At 72.4% G+C, this 16375-nt stretch carries 14 protein-coding genes and 1 pseudogene; 7 read left to right on the forward strand and 8 right to left on the reverse strand.

Features of this window, described 5'->3' with window-relative positions; genetic code table 11:
• Window positions 1–32 precede the first annotated feature (32 nt).
• Window positions 33–2249, forward strand: coding sequence for an RICIN domain-containing protein (locus IE98_RS0133495; protein ID WP_078661511.1), 2217 nt, complete (start codon window positions 33–35; stop codon window positions 2247–2249).
• 76 nt (window positions 2250–2325) lie between these two features.
• On the opposite strand, the gene IE98_RS0133500 is transcribed toward IE98_RS0133495, so the two are convergent.
• A complete protein-coding gene (locus tag IE98_RS0133500) occupies window positions 2326–2910 on the reverse strand; it encodes an AMIN-like domain-containing (lipo)protein (RefSeq protein WP_030275549.1) in 585 nt (194 codons plus the stop codon).
• 113 nt (window positions 2911–3023) lie between these two features.
• Here IE98_RS0133500 and IE98_RS0133505 point away from each other — a divergent pair, with 113 nt between their 5' ends.
• Complete coding sequence (locus tag IE98_RS0133505; RefSeq protein ID WP_043175753.1) at window positions 3024–3446, forward strand: YchJ family metal-binding protein; 423 nt, start codon at window positions 3024–3026, stop codon at window positions 3444–3446.
• A gap of 51 nt (window positions 3447–3497) precedes the next feature.
• On the opposite strand, the gene IE98_RS0133510 is transcribed toward IE98_RS0133505, so the two are convergent.
• A complete protein-coding gene (locus IE98_RS0133510; RefSeq protein ID WP_030275551.1) occupies window positions 3498–3935 on the reverse strand; it encodes a hypothetical protein in 438 nt (145 codons plus the stop codon).
• A 93-nt stretch (window positions 3936–4028) separates the two neighbouring features.
• Complete coding sequence (locus IE98_RS0133515; protein WP_030275552.1) at window positions 4029–4343, reverse strand: DUF6087 family protein; 315 nt, start codon at window positions 4341–4343, stop codon at window positions 4029–4031.
• Window positions 4344–4504: 161 nt separating this feature from the next.
• Between IE98_RS0133515 and IE98_RS0133520 the strand changes: the two genes are divergently transcribed.
• Window positions 4505–4879, forward strand: coding sequence for an RNA-binding S4 domain-containing protein (locus tag IE98_RS0133520; RefSeq protein ID WP_030275553.1), 375 nt, complete (start codon window positions 4505–4507; stop codon window positions 4877–4879).
• Between the two features lie 109 nt (window positions 4880–4988).
• Window positions 4989–5396 (forward strand): hypothetical protein, encoded by a 408-nt coding sequence (locus IE98_RS0133525; RefSeq protein WP_052391325.1) that lies wholly within the window; start codon window positions 4989–4991, stop codon window positions 5394–5396.
• Window positions 5397–5603: 207 nt separating this feature from the next.
• Here the strand turns inward: IE98_RS0133525 and IE98_RS0133530 are convergent, their stop codons facing one another.
• The 5 genes and pseudogenes from IE98_RS0133530 to IE98_RS52700 form a co-directional block, all read right to left on the reverse strand.
• Window positions 5604–6743 (reverse strand): CapA family protein, encoded by a 1140-nt coding sequence (locus IE98_RS0133530; RefSeq protein WP_030275555.1) that lies wholly within the window; start codon window positions 6741–6743, stop codon window positions 5604–5606.
• A gap of 109 nt (window positions 6744–6852) precedes the next feature.
• Window positions 6853–7911 (reverse strand): LacI family DNA-binding transcriptional regulator, encoded by a 1059-nt coding sequence (locus IE98_RS0133535; RefSeq protein WP_030275556.1) that lies wholly within the window; start codon window positions 7909–7911, stop codon window positions 6853–6855.
• Window positions 7912–8069: 158 nt separating this feature from the next.
• A complete protein-coding gene (locus IE98_RS52695; protein WP_030275557.1) occupies window positions 8070–9461 on the reverse strand; it encodes a DUF1996 domain-containing protein in 1392 nt (463 codons plus the stop codon).
• Window positions 9462–9573: 112 nt separating this feature from the next.
• Window positions 9574–12420, reverse strand: a complete 2847-nt coding sequence (locus IE98_RS0133545; RefSeq protein ID WP_420706244.1) for a discoidin domain-containing protein — start codon at window positions 12418–12420, stop codon at window positions 9574–9576.
• Window positions 12421–12514: 94 nt separating this feature from the next.
• Window positions 12515–12844 (reverse strand): annotated as a pseudogene (locus tag IE98_RS52700) (discoidin domain-containing protein); the annotation flags it as partial.
• Between the two features lie 263 nt (window positions 12845–13107).
• Here IE98_RS52700 and IE98_RS0133550 point away from each other — a divergent pair.
• The 3 genes from IE98_RS0133550 (at window position 13108) to IE98_RS0133560 (ending at window position 16336) form a co-directional block, all read left to right on the forward strand.
• On the forward strand, window positions 13108–14403 hold the full coding sequence (locus tag IE98_RS0133550) for an ABC transporter substrate-binding protein (protein WP_030275559.1): 1296 nt from the start codon (window positions 13108–13110) through the stop codon (window positions 14401–14403).
• Between the two features lie 137 nt (window positions 14404–14540).
• A complete protein-coding gene (locus IE98_RS0133555; protein ID WP_030275560.1) occupies window positions 14541–15506 on the forward strand; it encodes a carbohydrate ABC transporter permease in 966 nt (321 codons plus the stop codon).
• Window positions 15503–16336 (forward strand): carbohydrate ABC transporter permease, encoded by an 834-nt coding sequence (locus tag IE98_RS0133560; protein WP_030275561.1) that lies wholly within the window; start codon window positions 15503–15505, stop codon window positions 16334–16336. Before IE98_RS0133555 ends, IE98_RS0133560 begins: the two co-directional genes overlap by 4 nt.
• Window positions 16337–16375 lie beyond the last annotated feature (39 nt).

Raw genomic sequence — 16375 nt, forward strand, 5'->3', positions numbered from 1 at the left:
TGCCGCGACCCGACCGAACAGGAGCGAACCCCATGCCAGTCCCACCCGTGCACCGGCGGGCGCACGCCCGTCGCCGGGCCCTGCCGCTGGTCACCGCCGTCGGCCTGATCGCCTCGGCGTCCACCGCGGTGATGCTCGTCCAGGGCCAGGCCGCGCAGGCGGCCGGCCTGCCCACCGGCGCCACCGCGCTCGTCGCGCAGCACAGCGGCAAGTGCGTGGACGCCGCGGCCGCCGCGACCGCCAACGGCACCGCCGTCCAGCAGTACGGCTGCAACGGCACCGGCGCCCAGCAGTGGCAGTTCCAGGACGCCGGCGGCGGCTACGTCCGGATCAACGCGCAGAACGACACCAGCAAGGTGCTCGACGTCACCGACGTGTCCACCGCGGACGGTGCGAAGATCCAGCTCTGGGCGTACGGCGGCGGCCCCAACCAGCAGTGGCAGCCGGTCGCCGAGGCAGGCGGCGGCTACCACTTCGTCAACCGCAACAGCGGCAAGTGCCTGGACGTGCCGAGCGCCTCCACCGCGGACGCCGTCCAGCTGCAGCAGTGGACCTGCAACGGCACCGCCGCGCAGTCCTTCTCCTTCGGCAGCGGCAGCCAGAACCCGCCCGGCACGCCCGACTTCGGGCCCAACGTGGCGGTCTTCGACCCGTCGATGCCCGCCTCGACGGTCCAGGCCAAGCTGAACGCGGTCTTCTCGCAGCAGGAGTCCAACCAGTTCGGCGCCCAGCGCCAGGCCCTGCTGTTCAAGCCCGGCAGCTACAACGTCGACGCCAACGTCGGCTTCTACACCCAGGTCGCCGGCCTCGGGCTCTCCCCCGACGACGTGACCGTCAACGGCGCCGTGCACGCCGAGGCCGACTGGTTCCAGGGCAACGCCACCCAGAACTTCTGGCGCTCCGCCGAGAACCTGTCGGTCAACCCGACCGGTGGCACCGACCGCTGGGCCGTCTCGCAGGCCGCGCCGTACCGGCGGATGCACGTCCGCGGCAACCTGCAGCTGGACGACGGCGGCTGGTCCAGCGGCGGCTTCATCGCCGACTCGAAGATCGACGGCCAGGTGCGCTCCGGCTCCCAGCAGCAGTGGCTCTCCCGGAACGCCCAGTGGGGCGGCTGGACGGGCTCCAACTGGAACATGGTCTTCGTCGGCGACGTCAACGCCCCGGCGAACTCCTTCCCCAACCCGCCGTACACCACCGTCGGCCAGACCCCGGTGGTCCGCGAGAAGCCCTTCCTGTACGTGGACGCGGCCGGCGCCTACAAGGTGTTCGTCCCGGCGCTGCGCAGCAACAGCAGCGGCACCACCTGGGCCGGCGGGGCGCAGCAGGGCGGCTCGCTGCCGATCGACCAGTTCTACATCGTCAAGCCGGGCGCCACCGCCGCCGACATCAACGCGGCGCTGGGCCAGGGCAAGAACCTGCTGTTCACGCCGGGTGTGTACCACCTCGACCGGGCGATCGACGTGACCCGTGCGGACACCGTGGTGCTGGGCCTGGGCCTGGCCACCCTCGTCCCGGACAACGGGGTCACCGCGATGACCGTCGCCGACGTGGACGGGGTGAAGGTGGCCGGCCTGCTGATCGACGCCGGCACCACCAACTCGGCGGTACTGATGCGGGTCGGCCCGGCCGGGTCCGGCGCCGACCACTCCGCGGACCCGACCTCGCTGCACGACGTGTTCTTCCGGGTCGGCGGCGCGGGCGTCGGCCGGGCCACCCAGTCGCTGGTGGTGAACAGCAACAACGTGATCGGCGACCACATGTGGATCTGGCGCGCGGACCACGGCAGCGGCGTCGGCTGGACGAGCAACACCGCCGCCAACGGCCTGACCGTCAACGGCAACAACGTCACCATGTACGGCCTGTTCGTCGAGCACTACCAGCAGACCCAGGTGGTCTGGAACGGCAACGGCGGCCGGACGTACTTCTTCCAGAACGAGATGCCGTACGACCCGCCGGACCAGTCCGCCTGGACGAACGGCTCGACCCGCGGCTACGCGGCGTACAAGGTCGCCGACTCGGTGACCAGCCACGAGGCGTGGGGGCTGGGCAGCTACTGTTACTTCAGCGCCAACCCGTCCGTGGTGGCCGAGCGCGCCTTCGAGGTGCCGAACCGGTCCGGGGTGCGCTTCCACGACATGGTGACCGTGTCGCTGGGCGGCACCGGCACCATCAACCACGTGATCGACTCGGCCGGGGGCCCGTCCAACTCCTCGTCGAACGTGGCGAACCTGGTCGCCTTCCCGTAACCGCACGAACGCTCCCCGGCCGGGTCCGCACCCGGCCGGGGAGCCCTGTGTTCTCTCCGTGCCGTGCCCGTACGGCTCAGGAGGTGGCGTTCCAGCTGTGCGCCACGTCGATCACCAGCCGGTTGTCCAACTGGAAGACCCGGAAGGGCAGTCGGGCCCGCACACCGAGGCCGACCTGGCTCTGGCCCTCGAAGCTGCCGCCGAACTTGGCGTCCCTGAAGGTGCGGTAGCCGGTGAGGTTCACGCCGGGCAGCGACTGGCCGGCCTTCGCCGGGTACACCGGCGCACCGGTCGACGGGTCGTAGGACGGTGCCACGACCACGATCTCCAGGATCGCGCCGCCGTTCACCGGGATCGTCCGGCCGGAGCCGTCCTGGATCAGCGACGGGACGTACTGGACGTGGTAGCCGACGTGGCCGGCGGTCGTCGTCCCGGGGATGTCGAGCACCATGCGGTCCCAGCACGGGTGCTGGCCGGTGCGGATGTCGGTCAGCGGGTGCTGCCCGGTGGCGGGGTTCGCAGCCTTCGGCAGGCTGCCCCAGCCGGTCGGGCAGGTCGTCACCGTCGCCGTGGGTGTGGTCGCGGATGCCGCGGCCGGTACCACCACGGCACCGGTGCCGGCGAGAACGAGTGCCATCGGGATCGTGATCCACCGTCGCATGATGCGCCTCCTCGGGCCGCGCCTGGATCCCTCACCCGAAGAGACGTGGGCCACGGCCGGGCAGTTGCAGCACCCGGCCCCGAGTTCCGGGGGCGGGCGGCGCGACCGGCAGAATGGGACGCATGTCGAAGCGCCGCCACCCCCGATTCTCCCCCGCCGACCCCTGCCCGTGCGGCCTGGGCGGCCCCTACGGCGGCTGCTGCGGACGGCTGCACCGCGGCGAGGCGGCGGCGGGCACCGCGGAGCAGCTGATGCGCTCGCGCTACAGCGCCTTCGCCGTCCAGGACGGCCCCTACCTGCTGCGCACCTGGCACCCGGACACCAGGCCGCCCCGGATCGGCTTCGACCCGGGGCTGCACTGGACGGGGCTGGAGGTGCTGGCGACGACGGAGGGCGGGGCGTTCCACACCGCCGGGACGGTGCGGTTCCGGGCGCACTTCACGGACGGCCGCGAGCCGGGGGCCATGGAGGAGCACAGCACCTTCGTCCGGCTGGACGGCGCCTGGGTGTACGTGGCGGCGCTGCCGGAGGACTGAGCGGCGCTGCCGGGGGACCGACCCCGTCCGGCCCGTCCCGGACGGGTCGGATCAGTCGTGGAAGGCGGCGACCAGGTCGTCCAGCGGGTCGTCGTCCACGATCAGGACGGTGCGGTCCAGCCCGCTGGTGAAGGCCGAGGCGGCCGCGACGTGCGCCCGGGCGACCTCCAGAGTCTCGGCCGCCCGCGCCAGCTCCTCGACGACCCGGGCCTGCCGCGCCGCCGGGGTGTCCCCCTCGCCGTCCGGCAGGGCCACCTTGATCTGTTCCGCCGGGATCGCGGCGAGCCCGGCGGCGGCCTGCGCCAGCGCCTGCGGCAGGTGGAAGAGGATCGCGTGCAGCGCCGTCACCACGTCGTGCACGCTGGACGGGTCGGGGAAGGCCCCGATCCCAGGGGCCGTCCGGTGGTTCAGGACACGGATCTCCTCGCCCACGGCATTGGCGATCTCGTACGGGGTCCGGGCCGGGCCCGGTGCGCGGTCAGGGCTCATAGCGGACATGCTCACCTCCGTGCGGTACGGGCACGTACGGCGGGGCCGCACCGGGCCCCGACGACCACCCGTTGTGCGTAGCGGCCGGGCGGCTCAGTCCGCACGGCGGCCGCGGGGCCCGGGCCGGAACACCGGCAGCCGGCCGGAGACCTGGGGGAAGACCGGCGGCCGGCCGTTCCCGACGATCATCTGCTGGGCGGCGGCCCAACTGTCGGCGATCGCCACGGGCTGCCAGGTGCGGCCGTCCCACTCGACCACCAGGCGGGGGGCGTCGCGGTGGTCCGGGTGGCCGGGGCGGCCCGCCGGATCACCGATCGGGAAGGCGTCCCGGGTGCCGACCGCGTGCCTCAGGTCGGCGGGGCGGGCACAGCTGTCGGACAGGGGCTCTCGCTCGTCGGGCACGAACACCGGGACGTCCTTTCGGGGTCGGGCCGCCCGTGCGGCGGTCCTCCCGTCAGGCTAACCCGCCGTGCCTGACCGGGCACGTTGTGCAACGGAGGGCCCGGTGCGGCCGGCATCTGCGGCGCCGACGTTTCGGTGCGGGGCGGCCCGGCGTCTAGGCTCGGGGCATGGCGGAGGACGAGGGCCCGGTACGGGTGGACAGCTGGATCTGGTCGGTCCGGCTGCTGAAGACGCGCTCGATGGCCTCGGCGGCCTGCCGGGCCGGGCACGTGCGGGTGAACGACGAGCGGGCGAAGCCCGCGCAGACGGTGAAGCCCGGGGACGAGGTCCGGCTGCGGTACGACGGCCGGGAGCGGGTCGTCGTGGTCGCCAAACCGATCCGCAAGCGGGTCGGCGCCGAGATCGCGGCGCAGTGCTACGTCGACCACTCCCCGCCTCCGCCGCCGCGCGAGTTCGCCGTGCCGACGGCGCTGCGCGACCGCGGCACGGGCCGCCCCACCAAGCGCGACCGCCGGGAGATCGAGCGACTGCGCGGCTCCTGACGCCCAGCCGTTGACGTGCACCCGGCATCTGACGCAGGCTTCGGATCACATCGCCGAATGTGAGCGGGCGTCAGGAGCGTGGCCGGCGCCCGGGAGGGAGGGGCGCGCCGTGAGGCTGACGCTGTTCGGATACTGGCGTTCCCCCGAGAGCCCGGACCTGCCCGACCCCGCGGCCCTCGTGGACCCGGAGTGGGAGATGTGGGAACGCGCCGAGGTCGCCGACTACCTGGAGCACGGGCACGTCGCGCGCCAGTTCCTCGGCGTCTCCAGATGCCGGATCTGCGGCGAGGTCAACGGCTCGGCCGAGTTCACCGACGGCGAGTACCTGTGGCCATCCGGCCTCGCGCACTACGTGCGGGAGCACGCCGTCCGGCTGCCCGAGCGGATCACCGCGCACATCCTGCGGCGCACCGCGGAGTGGGAGGAGGTCGAGGTCGACGCCTCGTGGTGGCACGAGCGGGCCTACGCCCCGGCCCCGCACGGAGAACCGCTGACCACGGCCGGGCCCAGGAGCTGACTCCGCGGCGCTCCGGCATGCCGCTCGGGGCGCGAGGTGTGCCCGTACGTCCCCGCGAGGACCGGTCCTGAGGGTGCGGGCCGCTGGGCGGCGTGAGCTTTCAGGGCTGCTCACGCCGTGTCCCAGCGGTTCCGCGGCCGCGCCGGTGCGTGGGCGAGGCCGATCGGGGGCCCGGCATCGGCCGGGGCGGGGGCCCGGTGCCCGGGGTCAGTCGCGGGCTGCGGGCGCCGGGGCGAGGCCGGTGCAGGCGCGCAGCCGGTCGCGGCGGTGCTCGGCGGCGGTGGCGGCGGCGCCGGACTGCGGCACCGGGACGCCGCGCTTGTCGATGTGCGCGGGTGTGAACCGCTCGCCCACGGTGCGGCCGTCCCCGCTCAGCGTGAGCGTGGTGACGCCGGTCTCGTCGGAGTCGGTGTAGTTCGAGGTGCCGTACCAGAGGAAGTTGCCGAAGCCGTACGCCACGTAGGTGTCACCGAGCATGCCGGAGCCCAGCATGGTGTGCGCGTGGGTGCCGACCACCGCGGTGGCGCCCGCGGCGGAGAGCTTGCGGGCGAGGTCGGTCTGGGCGCCGGTCGGGCAGGTGTGGCCCTCCTCGCCCCAGTGCAGGTAGACCAGGACGACCGGGGCCTGGCGCTTGGCCTCGGTGACGGCCCGCAGCAGCGCGGCCGGGTCGAGGGCGGAGGCGATCCCCGCCTTGGCCGAACCGGCGCGCCACTTCTGGTTGGTGAGGTCCTGCACCTGGCTGGCCGCGAGCACCGCGACCTTCACGCCCTTCACGGTGGTCACGTACGGGGCGTACGCCTCCTGGGCGTTGCGGCCGAAGCCGACCACCGGGATCGGCGAGGAGGCCTTCGCGGCGAGCGTGTCGGCGAGGCCGTCGGCGCCGAAGTCCACGGCGTGGTTGTTGGCCAGCGAGACCACGTCCACCCCTGCGTCGCGCAGCGTCTGCAGCGCCTTGGGGCTGGTCCGGAAGGTGTAGGTCTTCGGCTCGGGCGCGCCGCGGCCGGTGATCGCCGTCTCCAGGTTGAGCACCGCCAGGTCCGCGGCGGCGAGCGTGCGGGAGATCGGGCCGAGCGCGGTGTCCGGGCCGCCGGCGAGGCGGGAGGCCGTCCGGCCCTCGAAGTGGACGTCGCCGGCGAAGGCGACGGTGACGGTGCCGCCCGCGGCGGCCGCCGGGGCGCCGCCCGCTGCGGCGGAACCCGAGGCGGCGGGCGCGGCCGCGGTGGTGCCCGCGGCCGTGGCGCGGTCGGCGGCCGGGCCGGACTGGCTGCCGCAGGACGTCAGGCAGGCCAGGCCCAGCACAAGCGCAGCAGCAGGCGCGGCACGGCGCACGACAATCCCCCCGGTCATCGAACTGTACGCGCCAACTCTACGACACGATCCGCACAATCATCCGCATGATCCCCATAACTCGCCCACATATGTGGAGGGTTGGATTCCGCATGAGCCTGACAGCCGGTCAGGAGGACCCGCGGACCACCAGTTCCGGCTCGAAGATCACCGAGGTGGCGCCCCGGCCGGGGCGGGCCAGCACGTCGAGCAGGATGCGGGCCATCTCGGCCGCCATCTCCTCCACCGGCTGCCGGACGGTGGTGAGCGGCGGCCGGCCGGCGGTGGCCGCGCTGCTGTCGTCGAAGCCGACCACCGCGACGTCCTCGGGCACCCGCAGGCCGTGGTCCCGCAGCACCGCGACGGCGCCCTGCGCCATCAGGTCGTTGGCGGCGAACACCCCGTCGAGGTCCGGGTGTTCGACGAGCAGCCGGGTCATCGCCCGCTCGCCGCCGGCCTGGGTGAAGTCCGCCTCGGCGTGCGGCAGGTACGGCATGCCGTGGCGGGCCATCGCCTCGTGGAAGCCCTCCAGCCGGTCGCGGGCGGCGCGCACCGCGGGCGGGCCGGCGATGGTCGCCACCCGGCGGCGGCCGCGGGCGTGCAGGTGGTCGGCGGCGAGCCGGGCGCCGTCCCGGTTGGCCAGGTCGACGCAGCTGACCGGCAGCGGGGCGGCCGGACGGCCGAACAGCACGGTGGGCACGCCGGCGGCCAGCAGCAGGCCGGGCATCGGGTCGTCGGCGTGGGTGGAGACCACCATCGCACCGTCGGCGTTGCCCTGCTTGAGGTAGGAGAGCGCCTGGTCGCGGGCGCCCGGGGCGTCGGCGAGCATCAGCACCGGATGGACGCCGTGCGGGCGCAGGCCGGTGAAGACGCCGCTGACCACCCGGCCGAAGAAGGGGTCGGTGAAGACCTGTGTCCGGGTCGCCTCCTCGTCCCGCTCGTCGGTGCCGCTGCCGGAGACGACCAGGGCGAGGGCGCCGGCCCGGCGGGTGACCAGCGAGCGGGCCGCACCGTTGGGCACGTAGCCGGTGCTGGCCACGGCCTGCCGGACGCTCTCCTGGATGGCCGGGTCGACGTTGCGGATGCCGTTGATCACGCGGGAGACGGTCGCACGGGAGACGCCGGCGACCCGGGCCACGTCCTCCAGGGTCGCGGAACGCTGGGCGGCCGGGCGGAGGGCTTCGCTCATGAGCCTTTTATAGCATGCGGGAGAGCGCTCTATCAGCCCGTTCCCGGGCGTTCACCAGCGCCGATTACCGGCCTCGGCCGGCCCGGGTGCAGGCCGTGCGCCCCCGCCCCTCCCCGGGGGAGCGGGGAGGGGCGGGGGCGACGGTCGGTCGGCGGGCGTCAGGGCAGGCGGTACTGCTCGTTCAGCGCCGCACCGCGCCCGGGCTGGGTCTCGTCGTAGCCGCGGGCGTTGCACTGGAGGCCACCGACGATGCAGTGGTCCACCAGGGCCGCCAGGGTGGGCGCCTCCCACGCGTTGAAGAAGTCGTAGTGGAAGGAGTACCCCCGGCCGCTCGCCAGCCGCAGCTGCGAGAGGTCGCCGGAGGGCACCGGCCACGCCATCTTGAACTCGATCATCGGGAGCGCCACCGGGTGGGTGGAGGGGCAGACGCCGTTGACCGGGTAGGCCATGTGGCTCTTGTGGTCGGGGGTGTCCAGGTACAGGCCGTTCCAGCAACTGGGGGCCTGGTAGCGCAGGTTGACCGCGCCGCCGCCGGGGCAGGAGGTCGGCAGGTCGGTGTTGTGGTAGCTGTTGCCGCACTCCCAGCCCGCCACGTAGCCCGGGTTGGTGGCGAACTCCGTCTGGGTCGCGGACGGGCTGCCGACGACGAACCGCAGACCCGGCGGGAACGGCCGCACCGAGGTGTAGTCGGTCACCCCCGTCTTGTAGTAGATGGTCTGCAGGCCGACCGGGTTGACCTCCGTGGCGCCGTTGTACATGGTCGGCATCCAGTAGGCGGACTTGTCACCGGGGGCGAGGCAGCTGGTGCCGCCCGCCGCCAGCGAGGCCGGGGTGGAGGTCGCCGTGGTTGTGGTGTTGCCCATGAAGGTGTGCATGTGCGAGGCGCCGGCCAGCCCGGGGAAGACGATCGGGTCGTCCGGCAGGTTGCGCGTCGGCGAGCAGTTCGCCTGGAACTCGTGGAAGTAGGTGTGCGGCGGGTTGGCCGTGGACGGCGTCACCCCGGTCACCTGCGGGTTCGCCAGGACGTAGCCCGTCTGCGGGGTGGTGACGGTGCCGTACACCTTGAACTCGTACAGCGAGTAGCCGTACTGGGTGGCCCGCTGGGTGGCGTTGAGCCGGACGTACCGGCCGGTGCCGTTGACGTTCAGCGACTGCACGCCGCCGGCCGAGGTGGTGGTCGAGTAGATCGTCGACCAGGTGGCGGCGTCGGACGAGGTCTGCAGCTGGTAGGCGGTGGCGTACGCCGCCTCCCAGCTGAGTTCGACCTTGCTGACCGTCGCCGGACCGCCGAGGTCGATCTGGATCCACTGCGGGTCGCTCCAGTTCGAGGCCCACCGGCTGGTCGGGTCGCCGTCGACGACGGCTCCGGCCGGGAAGTTCGGGCTCTCGATGGACGAGGCGGTGACCGGCTTGGACTGCGAGATCAGTCCGTCGGCGGCGACGGCCTGGCGGGCGGTGCCGCCGATGCCCGCGAGGGCGAGCAGCGCGGCGAACGCGACGGCGAACGCCGTCCGGCGCGGCCTGCCCCGGGACAGGAAACGGGGTCGCATCGGACCTCCATTCGAACGGATGGGTGGGGGTTGCCCCGGGACGCGCCCGGTGGGGCGTGGCGCGTCCCGGGAGTCTGGGGCCGGACACGGGTGTCCGGGTCGGGGCTCCGGGTCAGGCGTAGACGCCGAACTCGTACAGCGAGTCGCCGTAGGCGGTGCCGCGCTGGGTGATGTTCACCCGTACGTAGCGGCCGCTGCCGTTCACGTCGACGTCGTCGACGCCGCCGGTGCCGCTCGTCGTCGACCAGGCGGTCGCCCAGTTGGTGCCGTCGGTCGAGGTCTGGATCTGGAAGGCCTTGCCGTAGGCGCCCTCCCAGCCCAGCTGGACGTGCCTGAAGGACTTCACCGCGCCCAGGTCGACCTGGATCCACTGCGGGTCGGCCCACTCGCTGGCCCAGCGGGTGTTCCAGTTGCCGTCGGTGGCGTTGGACGCCGGGTAGGGCGCGCCGTTGCCCTGGGCCTGGAAGGTGGAGGCGGTGGCGGGCCGGCCGAGCGCGATGTTCGTGCCGCTCGGGGTGGAAGCGACCACCCGGAAGGACTTGGTCTCGATGCCGACGTTGCCGTGGCCGTCGTAGGCGTAGACGTAGACCTTGTAGACACCGAGGCCCTTCGGGGCGACCGCGGTGAAGCGGCCGTCACCGGTCTGGGTGAAGGCGACCTGGCTGAAGCCGGTGCCGCCGCCCGCGTACTTGGCGCAGTAGTAGAGGTTGTAGCGGATCAGGTCGCCGTCGGGGTCGGTGGTGGCGGCGGTGATGTCGAAGGTGCCGCCGGCCGGGACGGTCGCGGTGTTGCTGAGCGACAGGTCCGAGACGACCGGCGGGGTGTTGCCACCGGCGTTCCCGCCGTAGTTCTTCGCGACCGAGTAGAAGGCGAGCCGCCGCCAGCCGGCGGGCACGGTGTTGTACCAGACGCCGCCGAAGTCGTTCTCGGTGCCGTAGTGGAAGACCGTAGCGCCGAGCGAGACGCCGGTGTGGCCGGTGATGCAGCCCCAGTTGGAGAGGTAGGCGTCGCGCTTCTTGACGTCGGTGGGCTCCAGCGGCACGCCGTTGGCGTCGTTCGGCACCTCCCACTCGCCGTCCTCGCCGGACTCGGTGATGATGTACGGCTTGGTGTAACCGCCGCTGATCCAGTCGTTCTTGACGTTGCAGACCGCGCCGTAGGAGTTCACCGCGAGCAGGTCGAGGCTGGGCGAGTAGTCCCTGTAGTACTTCCATGCGGCGGTGTACGCGTCGGTGGAGGTCACCGGGTGGTTGGGGTCGATGGCGTGGATCGCCTGGGTGACCCGCTCGACGTACTTGGCGTAGGCGACGCGCTGCTGCTCGACGGTGGTGCCGTTGTAGGTGTGGTCCTGGGTGGTGAGGATGACCTCGTTGCCGACGTCCCAGAGCAGCACGCCGGGGTGGTTCCGGTAGGTGGTCACCCACTGCTTGATCTGGTCGAGCGTCGAGTCCATGTAGGCGGTGTCGTTGACGTAGTCGGCGCCCTGGTTCAGCCAGAAGCCGTTGACCACCTTGAGGCCGTGCGCGGCGGCGGTGTCCAGCAGCGGCTTGCTGCCGGCGTCGGTGCCCCAGGTACGCAGGGTGTTGACGCCCATCGCCTTGAGCTCGCGGATGTGCGCCTCGGCGGTGGAGTTGGCCGGGCCCCAGGTGATGCCCTTGAGCTGGTACGGCCGGCCGTCCACCTGCAGCTGCCAGTTGCCCTGCGAGCCGGTCACCTTGACGGTGGACGGCGCGGTGGGCACGGCCGGGTCGGTGAGCGGGGCGGGGGCGGTGCCGGTGGCGACCTGGACGGTGACCTTGTCGATGCTCAGGGTGCCGCCGGAGGTGGTGGCGTCGGTCGGGGTGGTGCAGTTGCAGACCGCGTCGGGGAAGCCGCCGCCGATGCCGAGGTTGAACACCAGGTAGAAGCCGTGGTGCACGGCCGCGTCCCAGGTGGCGACGCCGACCTGCGACTCGTTGACCTGCCAGACCTGGCGGCCGTCGAGGTACCAGCGGATCTGCTCGTCGGAGGTGGTGCGGTCGATGATCTGCGAGTACGTGTGGTAGCCGGTCTGGCAGCCGGTGCAGGAGGCCAGGCCGCTGGTCATGCCGTTGTACTCGTTGCAGTTGCCGCCGGGGGCCGTGCCGCAGTGCAGGGTGGTGGAGAGCTGGCTGCGGCCGTTGACGTTCTCCAGGATGTCGCTCTCGCCCGCGCCGGGCCAGACGGTGGAGTTGCCGCGGTTGGCGGCGCCCATCGCCCGGACCGACGGCCAGTAGCCGAGGCCGTTGGCCACGTCGGGCTGCTTGACGGTGGTGGAGATCTGCAGCTGGCCGCCGGCCGGCGCGGCGAAGTCGGTGCGCTTGGACTCGACCCGGCCCGAGGTCCAGGCCGAACCGTTCTTCAGCGCGGTCAGGTTGAGCGCGCCGCTGCCGTTCAGGCCGACGTTGGCCGGGGCGTTGGTGGCCGTCTGCACCTCGCCGGTGCCCCAGTTGGCCGGCCCGCCGGGGTACGCGGTGCCGGTGTCGACGATCCAGTCGTTGCCGTTGGGCGCGGTGCCGGCGCCGCCGGTGAAGTCCTCGTTGAAGACGGTCGTCCAGTTGCCCGGCGGCGGCGTGGTCGGCGGGGTGGTGGGCGGATCGGTCGGCGGGGTGCTGCCGCCTCCGGTGCGGACCTGGAACTCCCAGAGCGAGTAGCCGTATCCGGTGCCGCGCTGGGTGCCGTACATCCGCACGTAGCGGCCGCTGCCGGAGACGTTCAGCGTCTCCGTGCCGCCCGCACCGGTGGTGGTGCCGGTGCTGCCGTCCACCGCGTTGGCGGCCGCGGTGCCGTAGTTCTCCTCGCTGGAGGCGGTGACCGGGCGGCCCTGGGCGGCGTTCGCGGTGCCGCAGCTGCCGGTGGGGGTGCCGCCGCCGGGGGTGCCGTAGACCTGGAACTCCCAGAGGGAGTAGCCGTATCCGGTGCCGCGCTGGGTGCCGTACATCCGCACGTAGCGGCCGCTGCCGGAGACGTTCAGCGTCTCCGTGCCGCCCGCACCGGTGGTGGCCGAGGTCGACCTGGATCCACTGCGGGTCGGTGTTGGCCGAGGACCAGCGGGTGCCGGTGCTGCCGTCCACCGCGTTGGCGGCCGCGGTGCCGTAGTTCTCCTCGCTGGAGGCGGTGACCGGGCGGCCCTGGGAGAGCAGCGAGGCGGCCGCCTGCGCCCGCCCGGCGGGCAGGAACAGCAGCAGTCCGGCGACCAGGGCGCCGGCGACGAGCCCGGCCAGGGCGCGCCAGGGTGGTGCGGAGTGCGGTGTGGGGGCCGCCGCACGGGCGGGTGGAGCGAGCATGGGGAACTCTCCTGACGAGACGGGTGGGGGAGGACGGCACGCGTCGGCCGATTCCTGGGAGAGCGCTCTCGCAGTCATGGGAATGGTTGCCGCGATGTTTCCGTCATGTCAAGCCCCTTGCAGCAGCCGGACCCTCGCCGATCGTGCTTTCAAATCGGCAGGTGCGCAAAGCTTTTGAGTGCAGCCCCTTGACGGCGGGGCTGTTCCGGGGCCAGGCTCCGTCCGACGGGAGAGCGCTCTCCCATCTGATCCGATGGACGCCCGCACGTCCATCCGGTGGAGCGCTCTCCCGCGCCCCCCGTACATCCGCCCCACGCCGAATCCCCGCAAGGAGCCCACCCATGCCCACCGCCCGCACCGGCCGGAGATCCGCTGCGGCGGCCGCCTCCGCCGCGCTCGCCGTCGCCCTGCTCGCCGGCGGCTGCTCCAGCAGCGGCCCGGCCGCCGAGGACGCCGCCGACGCCAAGATCACGCTGACCGTGAACCTGTTCTCCGAGTTCGGCTACGCGGACCTCTACAAGCAGTACGAGCAGCTGCACCCCAACATCACCGTCAAGGAGAACCGCGCCGACCTCGGCGCCCACCACCAGAACCTGCGCGCCCACCTGCTGGCCGGCTCTGGCACCGCCGACATCGAGGCGATCGAGATCGGGCAGGTGGCCGGGTTCCAGCCGCAGGCCTCGAAGTTCGTCGACTTCCTGCAGTACGGCGTCAGCAAGGACCAGTGGGTGCCCTCGAAGACCGCCCCGGCCTCCAGCGCCGACGGCAAGGCGCTCTTCGGCCTCGGCACCGACATGGGCGGCATGGCCCTCTGCTACCGCACCGACCTGTTCAAGGCCGCCGGCCTGCCGACCGACCGCGACCAGGTCTCCGCGCTGCTCGCCGACTGGCCCGCCTACACCGCCGCCGGCAAGCAGTTCCTCGCCAAGAGCCCCACCAAGGGCGCCAAGTGGTTCGACAGCGCGGGCAACCTGTTCAGCTCGATCGTCGCGCAGGCGCCGACCGGCTTCTACGACGCCTCGGGCAAGCCCGTCGTCCAGGAGAACCCGGCCGTCAAGCAGGCCTTCGACCTGGTCGCCGGTGCGATCAAGGACGGGCAGTCCGCGGGCATCCAGGCCTTCACCCCCGCCTGGGACACCGGCTTCCAGAAGAGCCAGTTCGCCACCGTCGCCTGCCCCGCCTGGATGAGCTACGAGTTCAAGGCCAACCCGCCGACCGACGGCGGCAGCTGGGACATCGCCCGGATCCCGGGCGGCGGCGGCAACTGGGGCGGCTCGTACCTGACGGTGCCCAAGGCCGGCAAGCACACCAAGGCCGCCGTCGAGCTGGCGAAGTGGCTCACCGCCCCCGAGCAGGAGTCCTGGCTGTTCAAGAACAAGGGCTACTTCCCGTCCGACCAGGCGCTCTGGAGCCAGCCCGACATCGCCGGGTTCACCGACCCGCTGTTCAACAACGCGCCCACCGGCAAGATCTTCTCCCAGTCCGCCAAGGACCTGCAGCCGCAGCCGCTCGGCGCGCACGGCGCCGAGATCGGCACCGCCATCGGCAACGCCCTCACCTCCATCGAGCAGGGCAAGGCCGACCCGGGCACCGCCTGGCAGAAGGCCCTCGCCGACGTCGCCAACATCACCGGCTGACACGCCCCCTCCCGGGCCGCCGTAACCCGCTCTCCAGGGCCACGGACGCACCGCGAGGAGCACACCCCCCGATCCCGCGGTGCCGGCGCGGACCTGACCCCGCCGGCACCGCGGCCCACCCGCAAGGAGCCCCCGCCATGGCCGCGACCGTGTCCGCCGACACGCCGCTGCGCCCCGCCCGCGCCCCGGCCGCCCGCTGGAGCCGGATCGAGCGCCGCACCTCCCCCTACCTGTACGTCGCCCCGTTCTTCCTGGTGTTCGCGGTGTTCGGGCTCTTCCCGATGCTCTACACCGGCTACGTCTCGATGACCGGCTGGCGGGCCGACCGGCCCGGCACCGAGAGCAGCTGGGTCGGCCTGGAGAACTACCGCCGACTGCTGGACGACCCGTTCTTCTGGAACGCGCTGAAGAACACCCTGGGCATCGGGGTGCTCTCCACCGTGCCGCAACTGCTGTTCGCGCTCGGCCTCGCGCACCTGCTGAACTACCGGATCCGCGGCCGCACGTTCTTCCGGCTCGGGGTGCTGCTGCCCAACGTCACCTCGGTCGCCGCCGTCACCCTCATCTTCGTCCAGCTCTTCGGCCGGGACTTCGGCCTGGTCAACTGGGCGCTCGGGCTGTTCGGGGTGGACCGGATCGACTGGCAGGCCGGCACGCTCTCCTCCTGGACGGCCATCTCCGCGATCGTGACCTGGCGCTGGACGGGCTACAACGCGCTGATCTACCTGGCCGCCATGCAGTCCGTGCCCTTCGAGCTGTACGAGGCCGCGGCGATCGACGGGGCGAGCCGCTGGCGGCAGTTCCGGTCGATCACGATCCCGATGCTGCGGCCGACGATCCTGTTCACCGTCATCGTCTCCACCATCGGCGCCCTGCAGCTGTTCGGCGAGCCGATGCTCTTCGGCCAGCAGCAGGACCCGACCACCGGCGGCTCCCAGCACCAGTTCCAGACCCTGGCGCTCTACTCGTACAACCAGTTCTGGGGCCGCTTCAAGTACGGCTACGGGGCGGCGGTGTCCTGGGCGATGTTCCTGCTCATCGTCGTCGTGGTGGCCGCCAACCTGCTCGCCGCCCGCCGGATGAAGGGGGCCGACGCCTCGTGAGCCGCAACCGCCAACTCTCCGCCGGCAAGGGCGTGTACGCCACCCTCGCGGTCGGCGTGGTGCTGTCCGTCTTCCCGCTGTACTGGACGGTCGTCGCCGCCTCCCGGAACAACACCGACGTCCACCGGGTGCCGCCCGTGCTGCTGCCCGGCGGCAACCTGCTGCACAACATCGGCGAGGCCTTCCGGCAGACCGACATGGGCCTCGCGCTGCTCAACTCGCTGGTCGTCTCCTCGACCGTCACCGCCTGCGTGGTGCTGACGAGTTCACTGGCCGGCTTCGCCTTCGCCAAGCTGCCCTTCCGCGGCCGGAACCCGCTGCTCGCCTCGGTGGTGGCCACCATGATGGTGCCGACCCAGCTCGGCATCATCCCGCTGTACATCATGATGGCCAACTGGTTCCACTGGGCCGACCACCTGCAGGCACTGATCGTGCCGGCCGTCGCCAACGCCTTCGGCGTGTTCTTCCTGCGCCAGTACCTCGTCACCGCCCTGCCCGACGAACTCCTCGACGCCGCCCGGATGGACGGCTGTACCACCCGCGGCCTGTACTGGCACGTCGCGCTGCCCGCCGCCCGGCCCGCGATGGCGGTGCTCGGCATGCTGACCTTCATGGCCACCTGGAACGACTTCTACTGGCCCAAGGTCGTCATGACCCAGCAGAACCCGACCATCCAGCTCACCCTCTCCGAGCTGGCCAGCGGCTACATCAAGGACTACTCGCTCGTCCTCACCGGCGCCCTGGTCGCCAGTCTGCCGGTGATCGCCGCCTTCCTCCTGATGGGACGCCAGATCATCGACGGCATCATGCAGGGGGCGGTGAAGAGTTGACCGCCATCGACACCTCCGGCCGCTCCCCCGGCTCCCCCG

The organism is Streptomyces sp. NRRL B-24484 (assembly GCF_000717715.1).
GTDB lineage: Bacteria > Actinomycetota > Actinomycetes > Streptomycetales > Streptomycetaceae > Kitasatospora.

What these genes read in the sequence shown, in the direction of transcription:
- IE98_RS0133535 (WP_030275556.1), bottom strand. Translation starts at nt 7,911, where the DNA reads ATGAGCGAAGCCCTCCGCCCGGCCGCCCAGCGTTCCGCGACCCTGGAG.
- IE98_RS0133555 (WP_030275560.1), top strand. Translation starts at nt 14,541, where the DNA reads ATGGCCGCGACCGTGTCCGCCGACACGCCGCTGCGCCCCGCCCGCGCC.
- IE98_RS0133520 (WP_030275553.1), top strand. Translation starts at nt 4,505, where the DNA reads ATGGCGGAGGACGAGGGCCCGGTACGGGTGGACAGCTGGATCTGGTCG.
- IE98_RS0133510 (WP_030275551.1), bottom strand. Translation starts at nt 3,935, where the DNA reads ATGAGCCCTGACCGCGCACCGGGCCCGGCCCGGACCCCGTACGAGATC.
- IE98_RS0133545 (WP_420706244.1), bottom strand. Translation starts at nt 12,420, where the DNA reads ATGTACGGCACCCAGCGCGGCACCGGATACGGCTACTCCCTCTGGGAG.
- IE98_RS0133505 (WP_043175753.1), top strand. Translation starts at nt 3,024, where the DNA reads ATGGGACGCATGTCGAAGCGCCGCCACCCCCGATTCTCCCCCGCCGAC.
- IE98_RS52695 (WP_030275557.1), bottom strand. Translation starts at nt 9,461, where the DNA reads ATGCGACCCCGTTTCCTGTCCCGGGGCAGGCCGCGCCGGACGGCGTTC.
- IE98_RS0133500 (WP_030275549.1), bottom strand. Translation starts at nt 2,910, where the DNA reads ATGCGACGGTGGATCACGATCCCGATGGCACTCGTTCTCGCCGGCACC.
- IE98_RS0133550 (WP_030275559.1), top strand. Translation starts at nt 13,108, where the DNA reads ATGCCCACCGCCCGCACCGGCCGGAGATCCGCTGCGGCGGCCGCCTCC.
- IE98_RS0133495 (WP_078661511.1), top strand. Translation starts at nt 33, where the DNA reads ATGCCAGTCCCACCCGTGCACCGGCGGGCGCACGCCCGTCGCCGGGCC.
- IE98_RS0133530 (WP_030275555.1), bottom strand. Translation starts at nt 6,743, where the DNA reads ATGACCGGGGGGATTGTCGTGCGCCGTGCCGCGCCTGCTGCTGCGCTT.